Here is a 14,357-nt window from a genome sequence, read left to right on the forward strand (position 1 = left end):
CGGGTCTCGGGTGCTGGTGTCATGCGTCCATCATGCGGAGTGAGTGCTCACTCCGTCAAACGAGTATCGACGCCCCGGCGGACGAACCACCGTTCCGCGGCAATCCGCGGTGGCCTGATGTGGTGAGACGTCGATCCCGTTGCGTGATGCCGCATTTCATGGCTTCGGTGGGGGAGTTGGCCCGCTTTCGGAGCTGTGAGCTGCGGTGATCTGCCTTCTTCGTTCGAATTTTCGGCATTGCTGTTTCGTGAATCGGGATTTCGTGCCCTCTTTGGCAGGTCGTTAGCTTCGATTCATGGAATGGAGCTTTCACTCGGCCGAAGAACTCGTTGCCGCGATGCGCGCCGGTGCGGTGACGTCGGTGGACCTGACCGAAGAGGCGATCGCCCGCATCGAGCGCGACGACGAGGTGATCAACGCGATCTGCGTGCCGGACTTCGACCGTGCGCGGGCCACCGCGCACCGAGCCGACCAGGCCCGCGCACGTGGTGAGGACCGGCCGCTGCTGGGCGTTCCGGTGACGGTCAAGGAGTCCTACGACATGGCCGGGCTGCCCACGACCTGGGGCATCCCGGCACACCGGGACCACGTGCCGGAAGAAGACGCGGTGCAGGTGTCACGGCTCAAGGCCGCGGGCGCGGTGGTGCTCGGCAAGACCAACGTGCCGTTGGGGCTGCAGGACATCCAGAGCTTCAACGACGTCTACGGGACCACCACCAACCCGTGGGACCACGGTCGCACGCCCGGCGGATCCTCCGGTGGATCGGCGGCGGCCCTGGCGTCCGGGTTCGGCGCGTTGTCCATCGGCTCCGACATCGCCGGCTCGCTGCGCACCCCCGCGCACTTTTGCGGCGTTCACGCGCACAAGCCGACGCTCGGACTGGCGGCCAGCCGGGGCATGGTCGCGCCTTCCGAGCCGGCGTTGCCCGTCGACCTCGACCTCGCCGTCGTCGGTCCGATGGCACGCACCGCTCGCGACCTCGCGCTCCTGCTCGACGTCATGGCCGGACCGGACCCGCTGACGTTCGGCGTGGCCCACCGCGTGGCACTCCCGCCCGCCCGCCACGAGCGGCTCCGCGACTTCCGGGTCCTGGTCCTCGACGACCACCCGCTGATCCCGACCGGGTCCGCGGTGCGGGCGGGCGTGAACCGGGTGGCCGCCGCGCTCGCCGACGGCGGCGCCCGCGTCGAACGGCACAGCCCGTTGCTGCCCGACCTGGTCGAAGCCGCGACGCTCTACATGCGGTTGCTGGTTTCGGGCTCCGTCGTGCGTTTTCCCATCGGATCGCACGAACCGAGCGCGGACGACCAAAGTCTTCACGCCGTGCGGCTGCGCGCCATGGTGTGCAGCCACAGCGATTGGATCGAGGCGAACAACCGCCGCGAGGTCCACCGCCACGGCTGGCGGCGGCTGTTCGCCGAGTTCGACGCCGTGCTGTGCCCGATCACGCCGACGCCCGCGTTCCCGCACGACCACCACCCCGACCCGATGGAGCGGCGCATCGACGTCGACGGCGTCGAGCACCCGTACTTCGACCAGCTCGTCTGGGCCGGCCTGGCCACCATGCCCGGCCTGCCCGCCACCGCCGTTCCCGCGGGCCTGTCACCCGAGGGCCTGCCGGTCGGAGTGCAGCTGATCGGGCCGATGTTCGAGGACCGCACCCCGCTGCGGCTGGCCGAACTGCTCGAGCAGGGGCCTGCCCACGCGAGGCAGGCCCCTGCTCAGTTCGTCAGGCCTAGCAGCCGCCGGGGCGGATCGAGCTGATCTTGTCGCTCATGTCGTACTGGGTGACGTTCCCGGTCCAGATGGCCGCGATGGGCAGGCACCGCCCCTTGAAGTTGGCCTCGGTGTAGACGGACCACACCTGTCCGGTCCGGTTCCTGATCGACGAGGTGATGTTGTCGAAGTCCAGCGGCAGCGTGCGCTTCTCGGCCTTGTGGCCCGTCACCCTTCCCTGTCCGTCGACGTGCTCGAACAGGCAGAAGTTGCCGGCCCCGCACCGGTCGAACCCGGACGCGGCGGGCGCGGCGGACGCCGTCGCGGCGCCGCCGATCGAGATCAGGCCTGCCGCCACCACTGCCGCGGCCGCGATGAATCGGTTGTTCTTCACGAACTTCCCCCTCTGTGGATCCGCATGTCAGATCCCGTCACCACGCTGCAGGGACCCGTCCTCACCTCGTCATCGCGCCGTCCTCCCGCAGGTCAACTGGCTAGGATCGTCAGCTGGGGGAGGGGAGTCGATGGACTTCTGCGTGTTGGGGCCACTGGAGATCTGGACGGCAGGGGGACGGCTGGCGCTGCCGGGCACGCGGCACCAGCGGGTGCTGGCGACGCTGCTGCTGACTCCGGGCGCGGTCGTGCCGATGGCGCGGCTGATCGAGTCGACGTGGGAGGACGAGCCGCCGGCGACCGCGACCAAACAGGTGCAGAACTGCGTGTCGGCGTTGCGGGACCGGCTGGGCGACGCCGAGCAGCGGCTGATCGTCACCGATGGTCCCGGCTACCGGCTGGTCGTCACCGACGACCAGGTCGACCTGCTGCGGTTCGCGAAGCACGTCGCCGAGGCGCGCCGGCAGGCCGGCATGGGCGCGTTGCGCGACGGGGTGCGCGAGATCAGGACGGCGTTGAAGCTGTGGCGCGGCCCGGCGCTCGACGGACTCGGCGCCGGCGTGCTGGCCGGGCGCGCGGCGCGGCTCGACGAGCAGCGCCTGGACGCGTTCGAGTCGTGCGTGGACTGGCAACTCGAGCTGGGGCAGCACCGCGAGGTCATCGACGAACTGGCCGAGGTCGTGGCCGAGAACCCGTTGCGGGAACGGCCGCACGCCCAGCTCATGCTCGCCCTCGACCGCGCGGGGCGGCAGGCCGACGCGCTCAGGGTGTTCCAGCAACTGCGCGCCGGACTGGCCGACGAGCTGGGCATCGATCCCGGCGAGGACGTCCGGAAGCTGCACGAACGCGTCCTCCGCGGCGAGAACCGGCAGCAGCGCGCGACCCCGGCACCGGCCGACGACCTGGACCGCGCGGCGAAGGAACTCGCGGCGGCGATCACCCGGCAGTGGACGGCGGAGGCCGAGATGCGGTCGTTGCGACGACCGAAGCCGGTGCCGCTGCGCTGGTCGAGCACCGAACGCGAGGTGGCGGCCTCGGCGTCGGCGGTGCTGGGCGAGCGTCCCGGCACCGGCTCGGAGCGGCTGGTGCTCAGCGGCGACCTGACCGACGTCGTGGCCAAGTTCCGGCAGGTCCCGTCGCGGCAGCTGGTCGTGCTGGGCGAGCCCGGTGCCGGCAAGTCGGTGCTGGCCATCCTGCTCACCCTCGGCCTGCTCGCCGACCCACCGCCGGGGGAACCGGTGCCCGTGCTGCTGACGCTGGCGTCGTGGAATCCGCACCACGAGCACCTGGACGCCTGGCTGGCCCGGCGGCTGGTCGAGGAGTATCCGGGGCTGGCCAACACCGCCGTCTACGGCCGGGACGCCGGGCTGCGCCTGGTGCTCGAAGGCCGGGTCGTCCCCGTGCTGGACGGGCTGGACGAGACCCCGCCCGGCCTGCACACGGCCGCGATCGACGCCCTCGACCAGGCCGTCGGCTCCGGCCGGCCGCTGGTGGTGACCTGTCGCGGGGCCGAGTACGAACTGGCGGTGCGGGCCGCGGGCTCGTTCCTGACCAGGGCCGCCGTGGTGGAGATCGAGCCGGTGGAGATCGAGGACGCCGTCGAGTTCCTGACCGCGCGCCGACGTCCCGGCGAGACCCGCTGGCGGCCGCTGGTCGAGAGGCTGCGCCGGGAGCCGGCCGGAGCGCCGGCCCAGGCGCTGCGCACGCCGTTGATGGTCGACCTGGCCAGGAGCGCCTACGCCAACCCGGCCACGGACCCGGCCGAACTCTGTGACACCGCACGGTTTCCGGACCGCGCCGCGATCGAACGGCACCTGCTCGACGCGTACCTGCCGTCCGTGTACGCACGCCGTCCGTCCCCGCCGGCCAGGCTCGGCGAGCCGCGCGACTACGACCCGAAGGACGTCGAGCGCTGGCTGTCGTTCCTCGCCCGGCGGCTCGAACGCGACCGCACCCGCGACCTCGCCTGGTGGCGGCTGGACCGGGCGGTGCCGCGCCACGTCGTCGGCCTCTACCTCGGCCTGCCGCCCGCGTTGCTGATCGCGCTCGCCGGTGCCCTGGCCGCGGACCCGGTCACCGCGGCGATCTACGGCGTCTCCTTCGGCGCCGCCGGCGTCGTCACGCACGGCATCGGCCGCAGGCCCGGTCCGCAGCGGGTCGAGGCGACCTTCACCGGGATCGCCGGCAGGTTCGCCCGCCGCTTCGCGGTGGGCGCGGCGGCCGGAGCGTGCCTCGGCTTCGGCTGGTCGCTGCCCGCCGGGGTGATCGGGCTCGTCGCGGTGGTGTTCGGCCTGGCCGTCGGCGTGCACGTCTGGCTCGGCACGCCGCTGGACGCCAACCGGGTGTCCAGCCCCGGCACCGTGCTGCGCCAGGACCGCGCCGCCGCTCTGTCGTTCACGCTGGCGTTCACGGTGTCGCTCAGCCTGTTCTACGGCCTCGCGCTGCGCCTCACCCAGGACGAGCCGACCGTCCAGTTCCTGGACGGCCGCTTCGACGTGGTGCTGAGCCTGGCGGGAGGCGTCGCCGCCGCGCTCCTCGGCCGGTACTTCGCGCCGAAGCCGGGCACCGTCACGTACGGCGTCGCCGGGGCGCTGATCGGCGGCCTGGTGATCACGAACGTGCCCGGCGTGGGCCAGGCAGTGGCGGCCGGAGTTCTGTTCGGGCTGGCAGTGGGGCTCAGCGTCTGTCTGTCCCGCGCGTGGGGCGCCTTCGGCTGCACGCGGTTGTGGCTGGCCGCTCGCGGCCACCTTCCGTTGCGATTCATGGCCTTCCTCGACGACGCGCACCGCCGTGGCGTGCTGCGACAGGTCGGCGCGGTGTACCAGTTCCGGCACGCCCGGCTGCAGGAGAGGCTCTCCGGCCACGAGTCCGCGCGATGATCGGGGAACCTTGGGCCGTCTCGTGCGTTGGCGTTGGTGACACCCTGAGCACCCCAGCGGGAGGACCGGGAATGAGACTGCCGGACCGCGAACAGCAGGAACTGGACGAGATCGAGCGCCGCCTCGCCGAGGACGACCCCAAGCTGGCCGCCAAGCTCACCCGCCCGGCACCGAGGGTGCCGCGCCGGACCTTGGTCGTCGCCGGGCTGCTGCTGACCTATGCGGCCGGGCTGATCGTCGTGATGGCCGGAGTGACGCTGTCCTCCGTGGTGCTCATCGCGCTCGGCGCCTGCGTGGTCCTCGGCGTGTTCGCCTGGTTCGCCGTGCGGGTCTGGCGCGGGCACCGCGAGTAGCTCCAGTCGTGGGGGTGCTGGAGATCTCGGACCTGGTGGCGCAGTGGGACGAGCGCACCGGCGAGCGCGTTCAGGTCCGCAGGGCTGACGTGGTCGACCGCCTGCTCGCGGCCGGGGCCGGACGAGCCGCCCGGATCGTGCGGCGGATGCCCGTGACGGGGGAGTTCCTGGACCCCGTCGCGGTGGACCGGATCCTGATCCGCGTGCACACCGAACTGCAGCGGCTCAACGAAGAACTGCACATGGCACAGAGGTTCGCCGAGTTGCTGGTGCCGATTCTGGCCGTCCTCCGGGCGACCGGAAGCCGCCTGCGGGTGGTGGACATCGGGTGCGGTGTGGGGTTCACGGTGCGAAGCCTGGCCGCTTCGGGTGTGCTGGGGGCGGACGTCGAGCTGGTGGGCGTGGACTTCAACCACGCCCTGGTGGCCGAGGCGACCCGGCTGGCCGAGGACGAGGGGCTTCCGTGCACCTTCGTCCGCGCGGACGCGTTCGCGCTGGCCGAGGGCGCCACCGTCTACCTGTCGTGCGGGGTGCTGCACCACTTCGCGGCGGACCGGCTGCCCGAGTTCTTCCGCGCCCAGGACCGCGCCGGTGCGCTGGCGTTCATCCACTACGACATCGCCGCGACCCGGCTGGCACCGTTGGGCGCCTGGCTGTTCCACCGCGCCAGGATGCGGGAGCCGCTCGGCCGTCACGACGGGGTCGCGTCCGCGCAGCGCGCACACGGCGACACGGTGCTGCTGTCCGCTGCCGCGGCGGCGGACGGGATGGACGCGTTCCTGTACGAGTCGTTCCGGCACACCAACCCGTTCTGCGCGGCGATGAGACCGGTCGTCGGCCTCCGCCCGGCGCTGGTCGACGACGTCCGTCGAGCCCTGGGACGGCGCGCACGGCGTCTGGTCGCGGGTTGATGGCCGTGGTGGTGCCGTTCGTGCTGGGACTGCTCGCGCTCGTCGACGGGGGTTTCGCGGGTTTCCGCGCGGCGACCGGCCGCAACGCCCGGATCGACAAGCGCTCCTACTACCTGCTGGCGGCACGCCGGGGCCTCACGGGCGGGACGATCTTGCTCGGGCTCGTGGCACTGCTGGTCGCGGTGACCCTGGCCGGTTCGGCGGACCCTGGCGCCCGTTACGACGAACTGGTCCACACGGGTGTGCGCATGCTCCAGGTCGTGGTGCCGTTCGCGGCACTCGTGGTGGTCTCGCTGCTGGCGTACTGGGTGTTGCCGATGCGGGAGAGCACGTTCGTGATCCTGATCGGCCTCGGCCCGTTCACCCTGATGCGGCCCGCGATCGTGCTCGGCGCCGCGGTGTGGTCGGTGGCGGGATCGGCCGACCGGCTCGCCTGGGCGGTCGCCATCGCGGCCGCGGCGGGGGTGCTGGCCGTCGAACCGCTCGTCCACCGCCGCTGGTACCGGGCGCCGGTGTGACAGGCGGCGCTACCGCGCGCCCTGCCGAGCGGTCTTGACCGGGCCGGGGAAGAACATGTTGGTCCTGGCCTGGTAGAGCGCGTAGTCAGGGCGCTTGCGAAGGCTGTAGTGCTCGGCGGGGCGCGCGCCCGTGTGCTTGGTCAGAGTGACGTACAGCGTCCAGGAGGCGAAGAACAGGCCCAGGGTCAGCAGCGCCCACACCAGCGGCGTGGTGTCGTGGAACCTGGCCGGCAGTGACGGCAGCGCGAGCAGGACCAGGGCGTTCCACTGCATCCACTGGAAGAAGTAGTTGGGGTGCCTGCTGTAGCGCCACAGCCCTCGGTCACAGGTACCCCGCGTGCCGCCGGCGGCGAACCGCTGCTTCTGCCGGTCCGCCACCGACTCGAGCACGTAGGACGCGGCCCAGAGAGCCAGAGCGGCGCTGGACCAGACGGACAGCGGTCGCTCACCGGCGGCGACGAGGAAGGCGGGGACGGCCAGCACCGACGCGTTCGCCAGTCCCTGCAACCAGATCTCGTACTGGACGGACCACGTCTCGCTGCGGAATCCCTGCCGTTCCCAGCGTCGCCGCTGGTACTGGTAGCGGGGCAGTTCGATCTTGGGGGAGCCGGGCGTCCACCACCCGTGCCGCACGGTCAGCACCAGGCTCCACAGACCCATCCGCGCCCCCATGGCCAGGTAGGCGAGCGCGACCGCGACCAGCGGAACGCTGAGCCGGTCGGCGGTGAGCAAGGTGACCAGGCCGATGGCCACGAGGCCCCACGGCCAGGCCACGTCGACGTACGACACGTGCCGCGTGAGGTACCCCGGGACGGCCGCCGCCAGGGTGAACAACACGACCTGTGCCACCAGGTTCCACCAGGCGGGTCCCGCGGTGGCCGGGGCCAGCAGCAACGCGACTCCGACCAGGACGAACGGCAGCATCGACCAGACCCGCCGCATGCGGTCCTCCTCGCGCAGGGTGAGACATTCGTTCTGATTGTCTCAGTGAGACACTTTATACATGCTGTCTCACGCTGCGGCCAACGTGAACCTGACCACCGAGCCCGAGGTGGATCCGGTCATCGTGCACGCGCTTCGGCAGTTCCTCCGCGAGAGCCGCATCGACATGGGCGAACTCGCCACCGAGGCCGGCATCGGCCGAGCCACGCTCTACCGCCGGTACGGCGACCGCGACCACGTGCTGGGCGAGGTGCTGTGGGCCATCACGCAGCGGGCGTGGGCGCGCCTGTGGCTGGCCAGCCCGCAGCGGGGAATGGCCAGGGTGATCGCGGTGCTGGACCAGGCGATGCGCGACACCGTGGCCTCGCCGGCTCTGCGCGCCCTGCTCGAACGCGATCCCGAGACCGCGCTGCGGGTGCTGACCTCGCAGCGGGGAGTGGTGCAACACCGCCTCGTGGCCGGACTGGCCGACCTCATCCGCGCCGAACGAGGCGACGACACGTCGGAGATCCCGCCGACGAAACTGGCCTACGCCGTGGTCCGGCTCGCCGAGTCCTTCTGCTACTCCGACGTCATCACCGGCGCCCCGCCGGACATCGACACCGCCACCGAGATCATCCGCAAGCTCCTCGGCTGAAGGCCTGTCACCACGGGCCGTTCAGGCAGCGGTCGCCGGGGCGATCAGCTGCCGGTCCTGGCGCAACTGCCTGGCCATGTTCCAGCCCAGCACGCCGACGACCCGCCCCTGCGCGACGTAGTGCGCCACGAACTTCCGCTCGTCGAGCCGCCCGTGGACGACAGACGTCTCCGCGCCGGCCGGGAAAACGCCGTACGCCTGGACCTTCACGTCGAACTGGTCGGTCCAGAAGTACGGCACCGGGGCGAACGGTGTCCGCGCGCCGAGCAGGGCGCGGGCCACCGCCATGCCCTGTTCGGTGGCGTTCATCCGGTGCTCGACGCGCATCAGGGTGCCGAAGTGAGGGTTGAACCAGCGGGCCACGTCGCCGGCCGCGTACACGCCGTCGACGGCGCGGCAGGTGGCGTCGCACACCACGCCGTCGTCCACCGGCACCCCGGAGCCGGCGAGCCAGCCGGTGGCGGGCACCGCGCCGATCGCCACCAGCACGACGTCCGCCCGCAGCACGGTTCCGTCGGTCAGTTCGACTCCGGACACCGCGACTTCGCCGTGCAACGCGGTCACGCCGGTTCCGGTGCGCAGCCGCACTCCCTGTTCCTCGTGGAGCTCGGCGATCGCCGAAGCGACTCGTTCGCCGAACTGGCGCACCAGGGGCAGCGGCAGAGGGTCGACCAGCGTCACGTCGAGCCCCAGCCGCCGGGCCGACGCGGCTGCCTCGGTGCCGAGGAACCCCGCTCCGACGACCACGACGGCGGACGACCGCAGCAGGTCGCTCCGCAGCGCCAGCGCGTCGTCGATGGTCCGCAACACGTGCACCCCGGCGAGGTCGTGGCCGAACGGCAGTGTCCGCGGGGCCGTTCCGGTGGCGATCACCAGGCCGTCGTAGGCGATCTCCTCGCCGTTCGACAGCGCGACCGTGCGACGGGCGAGGTCCAGTCCGCTCGCGGCACTCCCGAGTTTCAGCTCGATGTCGTGGTCCACGTACGCGGAATCGGGCCGCAGCACCGTCTTCTCCGGTTCCCACGTGCCCGCCAGGACCTGTTTGGACAGTGGCGGCCGGTCGTAGGGGAGCACCTTCTCGTCGCCGACCAGGGTGAGCCTGCCGGTGTAGCCCTCGCGGCGCAGCGTCTCGGCGGTGGTGACGCCGGCCGCCGAAGCGCCGACGACGACCACCCGTTCGAGGTTCCCCACTACTTGTCCACGACGATCGCCAGCGCCGGGCACAGCAGGGCGGCGTGCTCGGTGGCCGCCTCCAGTTCCGCGGGCGGGTTCTCCACCAGCAGGACCACCATGCCGTCCTCGTCGCGCTGGTCGAACACGTCCGGTGCCGCGAGCACGCACTGGCCCGCGCCCACGCAGGCGTCCACGTCGATGCGGACCTTCATCGGTTGTCCTCGCTGTCCCAGGTGACCGGCAGCGACCGCACGCCGTAGACCAGCGCGTCGTTCTTGAACTCGATGTCCTCGAACGGAACCGCGAGTCGCAGCGTCGGGATGCGCTGGTGCAGCCGGGCGAACACCTCCTGCAGCTCGACCCTGGCCAGCTGCTGGCCGAGGCACTGGTGGATGCCGTAGCCGAACGCCAGGTGCGCGGTCGCCTCGCGCCTCAGGTCGATGCGGTCGGGGTCGGGGAACACCGACTCGTCCCGGTTGCCCGCTGACAGCGCGGCCACGAGCCACTCGCCGGCCTTGATCGTCTCGTCGCCGATCGTCACGTCGCCGGTGGCCTGCCGCAGCACGCCGAACTGCACGATCGACAGGTACCGCAGCATCTCGTCGACGGCGGTGCCCGCGAGCCCCGGATCGGCGCGCAGGGCGGCGAGCTGGTCGGGCCGGCGCAGCAGCGCCAGCGTGCTGAGGCCGATCATGTTGGCCGTGGTCTCGTGCCCGGCGATCAGCAGGGTGATGCCGAGCGTGACCAGTTCCTCGACCGACAGCTCCTGGCCGTTCTCGCGAGACCGGACGATCAGCCTGCCCAGCAGGTCGTCGCTCGGCGCCGCCAGCTTGGTCAGCACCAGCTGGGTCATGAACCCGACGACCTCCTGGTTGGCCTGCTGCAGCGCGTCGGGGTCGCTGTTCGTGCCGATCAGCACCGCCGTCTGCTCCTGGAACCGGTCGCGGTCGGCGTAGTCGACGCCCAGCAGCTCGCAGATCACCAGGGACGGGATCGGCAGCGCGAAGTCCGCCACCAGGTCGACCGGGCCGGTGCGGGCCAGCAGCGCGTCGAGGTGGTCGTCCACCAGGCCCTGGATGTAAGGGCGCATGGCCTGGATCCGCTTGACCGTGAACTCCGGCGTCAGCAGGCGCCGCAGCCGGGCGTGGCCGGGGCCGTCCATGTTCAGCAGACTGCCGGGCGCCACCGGCCGGTCGAGCAGGCCGTCTGCCACCACGTGTGTGGACGGGGCGGCGTGCGAGCTGAGGTTGGGATTGCCCAGCGCCGCGCGCACGTCGTCGTACCGGCTGACCACGCGGGCGTCGACGCCGACCGGACACGCCACCGAGGCCGTGCCCTCTTGGGCGCGCAGCTCGGCGTACTCGGCGGGCGGGTCGAACGGGCAGCCGGAGTCGCGTTCGGTCGGGAACTCCCGAGAAAAAATGGCAGTCGCTGTCATATGACCGAGACTGCCAGATGGCATGGCATGCCGCAACCGCGTGTCATATGGCAGTGACTGCCATGTGGCAGTGCTACCGTTCGCGGGAGACGGGGCAGGGAGGTGCGCTGTGGGCTTGCGCGAGACGAAGATGGAACGCACTCGGAGGTTCATCGCCGAGTCGGCGTTCGACCTGTTCGTCGCGCAGGGGTACGACGACACCACCATCGAGCAGATCGCCGCCGCGGCCGAGGTCGGCACGCGGACGCTGTACCGCTACTACTCCACCAAAGAGGCGCTGGTCGTCAGCTTCGTGGAGAACGGCCTCGACGCGGCGATGGACGCCTTCCTCGCCCAGCCCGACGAAACGCCGCTGTCCGAGGCGCTCTACGGCGTCGTCGACAGCGTCGAGCAGACGATCGGGGCGAACTCGGCGCGCCTGCTCGCGCTGTACGACATCTTCGACAAGACCACGGGGCTGCGGGCCGGCCTGGCCGACCTGTGCTGGAGCTGGCGGCAACGGCTGGCCGAGGAGATCCTCCGGCGGGAGGGCGGGACCGGGGACGTTCTGCACGCCGCGCTGACCGCCGCGAGCACCATGAACGTGATCGAGGTCGTCGTGCAGACGTGGACCTCGAACGGCGGCAAGGCCGACGTCACTGACATCACCCGCGACACGCTCGACCTGTTGCACACCAAGGCGATCCCGTTCCCCAGTCCCGCGGCTCGCTAGCCGGCCGGAAGGATCTCGACGAACCCGTCGGTCCCGTTCACCCTGATCCGCTGGCCGTCCTGGATCGTCCGGGTGGCCCGGTCGACGCCGACGACCGCCGGCAGTCCGTACTCCCGCGCGATCACCGCGCCGTGCGTCATCATGCCGCCGACCTCCGTCACCAGGCCCGAGATCGCCACGAACAGCGGTGACCAGCTCGGGTCCGTGTAGGCGGTGACGAGGATGTCGCCCGGCTCCAGGTCGGCGTCCGCCACGTTCAGGACGACCCGGGCTCGTCCTTCGACGGTCCCGCCGGAGACGGCCAGGCCGGAGAGCGCGCCTTCCGGCAGGTCGTCGCGCCGGTAGCTGCCGCTGATGGCCTCGCCGTCGGAGGTGAGCACGCGCGGGGGAGTGAGCACCTCGTACGACTTGAAGGCGTCCCTGCGCTCGTGGATCACCTCGCCGTAGCTCTGGCCGGTGCGCGTCAGTTCGAGAAGTTCCTGCAGTGTCAGGAAGAACGCGTCCTCTTCTGACTCCAGCAGGCCTGCGCCGGCGAGACGTCCGGCTTCCTCCAGCAACGCCAGCTTGTAGACGAAGTAACGGCTGATCATCCCGTACTTCGGGTACTCCCGGTAGCCGATGAACGTGCGCACGCGGTCGATCATCCGCTTGGTGTCGGCGGCCTTCTGCTCGCCGTCGGGAAGAACGAGCAGGCGTTCCAGGACCTCCTGCTCCTTCTTCCACGCCTCCTGCCGGCCCTGGTCGAAGCGGAGTTCGGCGGCGCCCTGCTCGAAGTTCCGGACGTTGGTCAGGATCATGGGCAGGAGCGCGGACGGTCGCTCGCTCCACCGCGTCCTGGTGATGTCGATCTCGCCGACGCAGCGCACGCCGTACTTGCCGAGGTAGTCCTGGACGGCGTCACGTGCCTCCGAACCGCCGGGGAGCCCGGGCAGTTCGTCGAGGAAGTCGTCACCGGCGCTCTGCAGGAACGCGACGACCTCGGGGTGCGGGCGGATCGCGTCCGCGACGTCGAGCAGCGCCAGCCCCATCTCGGACGTGACGTTGTGCGGAGCGGACAGCGTCAGGGTGTCGGCGGCGTTCTTCTCGCCGAGCCAGTCGAGCAGGTTCTCGTTGAGCCACCACGTCGCCTGCATCCCGGCCATGATCACCTGGTTGCTGCGCGGGTCGAACAGGATCCGGCGCAGCTCCTCGAAGTCCGCGAGGACGAACTCGATCAGGTCCGATCCGGACTTCCCCTTGATCTCGCGCTCGAGCACGGCGACGGACGCCTCGGCGTTCCCGATCAGCTCGGTGACGAGGTCCGGATCGGTGTCGATCTCGGCCTGCGCGGTGCCGGGGAACGACGGTGCGGCGCCGTCGCCCGCGGGGACGAAGCCGGTGCGGCCCAGGACGGTGCGCAGGGCGTCGCCCATCAGCGGATCGGACTTGTCCGCGACGTCCAGGAACGCGGCGCTGCTCTGGGGCGAGGCGAGGATCGGGGTGACGTCGACGAAGAGCCGCCCCGCCGCGATCGCCATCGGCCTGGGCGTCGTCAGCTGCCAGACCGAGAGGCCCAGCGGCTTCATGGCGTCGGTCATCATCTGCTGGTGGCCGACCGAGACGTAGACGTGGTTGTCGTCGTCGGCGGTCTCAGGGACGGGGAACAGCGTCGTGATCGGCCTGCTCTGGACGATCTGGAACTCGTCGCCCGCCAGGCACCACTCGATGTCCTGGGGCCCGCCGAAGTGCTCCTCGATCCGCCGGCCGAGCCGAGTCAGCCGCACCACCTGTGCGTCCGTCAGCGCCGGTTGCCCGGTGGCGACCGTCTTCTCGATGATCTCCTCGTCGAGGACGCGGTACATGTCCGCGTTCACCAGACCGGACACGAAGGACTCACCGAGCCCGAAAACCGCCTCCACGCAGGAGATCCGGCGGCTGGACGTGACGGGGTCGGCGGTGAAGAGAACGCCGGCCGAGTCCGCGGAGACCATCTGCTGCACGACCACCGCCATCCGCACGTCGCGGTGGTCGAAACCGTTGCGCAGCCGGTAGGTCACGGCGCGCTCGGTGAACAGCGAGGCCCAGCACCGGACGACGTGCCGCAGAACCTCCTCCGTTCCCACGACGTTCAGGTAGGAGTCCTGCTGGCCCGCGAACGACGCGGTCGGCAGGTCCTCCGCCGTCGCGCTCGACCGGACCGCGCAGGGGGTGTGCTCGCCGAGCAGCGCCAGCGCCCCCGTGATCGCCGCCGCCACTTCGCCGGGCATGTCGAGAAGTTCGATCTCCTGACGCACCTCCGCACTCCGCGCGGCGATCTCCTCCCGGTCGTCCGCTGCGAGGAGTCCCAACCGGTCGAGTCGCTCGCCGATCGACGGCGCCTCCCGCAGAACCCGGTCGAACGCTTCAGTCGTCACGCAGAAGCCGGGAGGAACCTGGACGCCCTCGAATCGCGTGAGCTCTCCCAGGTTCGCTCCCTTTCCGCCACAGAGCGAAATTCGCGTGCTGTCGACTTCATCGAGACCGACCACATAGCCGCTCATCCGTTCGTTTCCCCCGATTTCTCGTCTCGCGCACTGGCACGAGCTTTGCTTCAGGCGGGAGATTGTGCGCGACGAACTGGGTCTTGCCGCAAGCCCAGGGGTGCGCTATATGTTGAAGTGGGGAGAGGGGATCTTCCCGTTCTTCGTCTCTGGCCCTCGCGAATC

The 14,357-nt window shown here is 70.9% G+C and carries 13 protein-coding genes; 7 read left to right on the top strand and 6 right to left on the bottom strand.

Annotated elements, in window-relative coordinates; translation table 11 throughout:
* The first annotated feature begins 295 nt into the window (after positions 1-295).
* Positions 296-1,765 (top strand): amidase, encoded by a 1,470-nt coding sequence (locus ACIQF0_RS15095; RefSeq protein WP_401029612.1) that lies wholly within the window; start codon positions 296-298, stop codon positions 1,763-1,765.
* On the opposite strand, the gene ACIQF0_RS15100 is transcribed toward ACIQF0_RS15095, so the two are convergent.
* Positions 1,737-2,111 (bottom strand): peptidase inhibitor family I36 protein, encoded by a 375-nt coding sequence (locus ACIQF0_RS15100; protein WP_401029615.1) that lies wholly within the window; start codon positions 2,109-2,111, stop codon positions 1,737-1,739. The two genes, ACIQF0_RS15095 and ACIQF0_RS15100, sit on opposite strands and share 29 nt — an antisense overlap.
* A 130-nt stretch (positions 2,112-2,241) precedes the next feature.
* On the opposite strand from ACIQF0_RS15100, the gene ACIQF0_RS15105 reads away from it, so the two are divergent.
* From ACIQF0_RS15105 to ACIQF0_RS15120, 4 genes are all read left to right on the top strand, one after another.
* Complete coding sequence (locus ACIQF0_RS15105; RefSeq protein WP_401029618.1) at positions 2,242-4,989, top strand: BTAD domain-containing putative transcriptional regulator; 2,748 nt, start codon at positions 2,242-2,244, stop codon at positions 4,987-4,989.
* A 71-nt stretch (positions 4,990-5,060) separates the two neighbouring features.
* On the top strand, positions 5,061-5,342 hold the full coding sequence (locus tag ACIQF0_RS15110; RefSeq protein WP_401029621.1) for a DUF3040 domain-containing protein: 282 nt from the start codon (positions 5,061-5,063) through the stop codon (positions 5,340-5,342).
* 8 nt (positions 5,343-5,350) lie between these two features.
* Positions 5,351-6,253: a class I SAM-dependent methyltransferase gene (locus ACIQF0_RS15115; protein ID WP_401029624.1), complete on the top strand. Its 903-nt coding sequence runs from the start codon at positions 5,351-5,353 to the stop codon at positions 6,251-6,253.
* Positions 6,253-6,771, top strand: coding sequence for an oxidoreductase (locus tag ACIQF0_RS15120; protein WP_401029627.1), 519 nt, complete (start codon positions 6,253-6,255; stop codon positions 6,769-6,771). Before ACIQF0_RS15115 ends, ACIQF0_RS15120 begins: the two co-directional genes overlap by 1 nt.
* Positions 6,772-6,780: 9 nt before the next feature.
* On the opposite strand, the gene ACIQF0_RS15125 is transcribed toward ACIQF0_RS15120, so the two are convergent.
* Positions 6,781-7,713 (bottom strand): DUF1295 domain-containing protein, encoded by a 933-nt coding sequence (locus tag ACIQF0_RS15125; RefSeq protein WP_401029630.1) that lies wholly within the window; start codon positions 7,711-7,713, stop codon positions 6,781-6,783.
* Positions 7,714-7,774: 61 nt separating this feature from the next.
* Here ACIQF0_RS15125 and ACIQF0_RS15130 point away from each other — a divergent pair, with 61 nt between their 5' ends.
* Complete coding sequence (locus tag ACIQF0_RS15130; RefSeq protein WP_401029633.1) at positions 7,775-8,350, top strand: QsdR family transcriptional regulator; 576 nt, start codon at positions 7,775-7,777, stop codon at positions 8,348-8,350.
* A gap of 21 nt (positions 8,351-8,371) precedes the next feature.
* Here the strand turns inward: ACIQF0_RS15130 and ACIQF0_RS15135 are convergent, their stop codons facing one another.
* The 3 genes from ACIQF0_RS15135 to ACIQF0_RS15145 are packed head-to-tail and all read right to left on the bottom strand — an operon-like array spanning position 8,372 to position 10,961.
* Entirely contained in the window at positions 8,372-9,541 is a 1,170-nt protein-coding gene (locus ACIQF0_RS15135; RefSeq protein ID WP_401029635.1) for an NAD(P)/FAD-dependent oxidoreductase, read from the bottom strand.
* The gene (locus tag ACIQF0_RS15140; RefSeq protein WP_360038463.1) at positions 9,541-9,735 is read right to left on the bottom strand and encodes a ferredoxin; all 195 of its coding nucleotides are present in this window, start codon (positions 9,733-9,735) and stop codon (positions 9,541-9,543) included. The genes ACIQF0_RS15135 and ACIQF0_RS15140 overlap by 1 nt, the downstream gene beginning before the upstream one ends.
* Positions 9,732-10,961: a cytochrome P450 gene (locus ACIQF0_RS15145; RefSeq protein WP_401029638.1), complete on the bottom strand. Its 1,230-nt coding sequence runs from the start codon at positions 10,959-10,961 to the stop codon at positions 9,732-9,734. The genes ACIQF0_RS15140 and ACIQF0_RS15145 overlap by 4 nt, the downstream gene beginning before the upstream one ends.
* Before the next feature lie 109 nt (positions 10,962-11,070).
* Here ACIQF0_RS15145 and ACIQF0_RS15150 point away from each other — a divergent pair, with 109 nt between their 5' ends.
* Positions 11,071-11,673 (top strand): TetR/AcrR family transcriptional regulator, encoded by a 603-nt coding sequence (locus tag ACIQF0_RS15150; protein ID WP_401029642.1) that lies wholly within the window; start codon positions 11,071-11,073, stop codon positions 11,671-11,673.
* On the opposite strand, the gene rph is transcribed toward ACIQF0_RS15150, so the two are convergent.
* Entirely contained in the window at positions 11,670-14,192 is a 2,523-nt protein-coding gene (gene rph / locus ACIQF0_RS15155) for a rifamycin-inactivating phosphotransferase (RefSeq protein WP_401029645.1), read from the bottom strand. The genes ACIQF0_RS15150 and rph overlap by 4 nt on opposite strands.
* Positions 14,193-14,357: the final 165 nt, after the last annotated feature.

The organism is Lentzea sp. NPDC092896 (assembly GCF_044754905.1).
Classification (GTDB): Bacteria; Actinomycetota; Actinomycetes; order Mycobacteriales; family Pseudonocardiaceae; genus Lentzea.

Coding starts and splice junctions, on each gene's coding strand:
- ACIQF0_RS15105 (WP_401029618.1), top strand. CDS start 2,242: ATGGACTTCTGCGTGTTGGGGCCACTGGAGATCTGGACGGCAGGGGGA.
- ACIQF0_RS15140 (WP_360038463.1), bottom strand. CDS start 9,735: ATGAAGGTCCGCATCGACGTGGACGCCTGCGTGGGCGCGGGCCAGTGC.
- ACIQF0_RS15130 (WP_401029633.1), top strand. CDS start 7,775: ATGCTGTCTCACGCTGCGGCCAACGTGAACCTGACCACCGAGCCCGAG.
- ACIQF0_RS15145 (WP_401029638.1), bottom strand. CDS start 10,961: ATGACAGCGACTGCCATTTTTTCTCGGGAGTTCCCGACCGAACGCGAC.
- ACIQF0_RS15095 (WP_401029612.1), top strand. CDS start 296: ATGGAATGGAGCTTTCACTCGGCCGAAGAACTCGTTGCCGCGATGCGC.
- ACIQF0_RS15120 (WP_401029627.1), top strand. CDS start 6,253: ATGGCCGTGGTGGTGCCGTTCGTGCTGGGACTGCTCGCGCTCGTCGAC.
- rph (WP_401029645.1), bottom strand. CDS start 14,192: ATGAGCGGCTATGTGGTCGGTCTCGATGAAGTCGACAGCACGCGAATT.
- ACIQF0_RS15110 (WP_401029621.1), top strand. CDS start 5,061: ATGAGACTGCCGGACCGCGAACAGCAGGAACTGGACGAGATCGAGCGC.
- ACIQF0_RS15125 (WP_401029630.1), bottom strand. CDS start 7,713: ATGCGGCGGGTCTGGTCGATGCTGCCGTTCGTCCTGGTCGGAGTCGCG.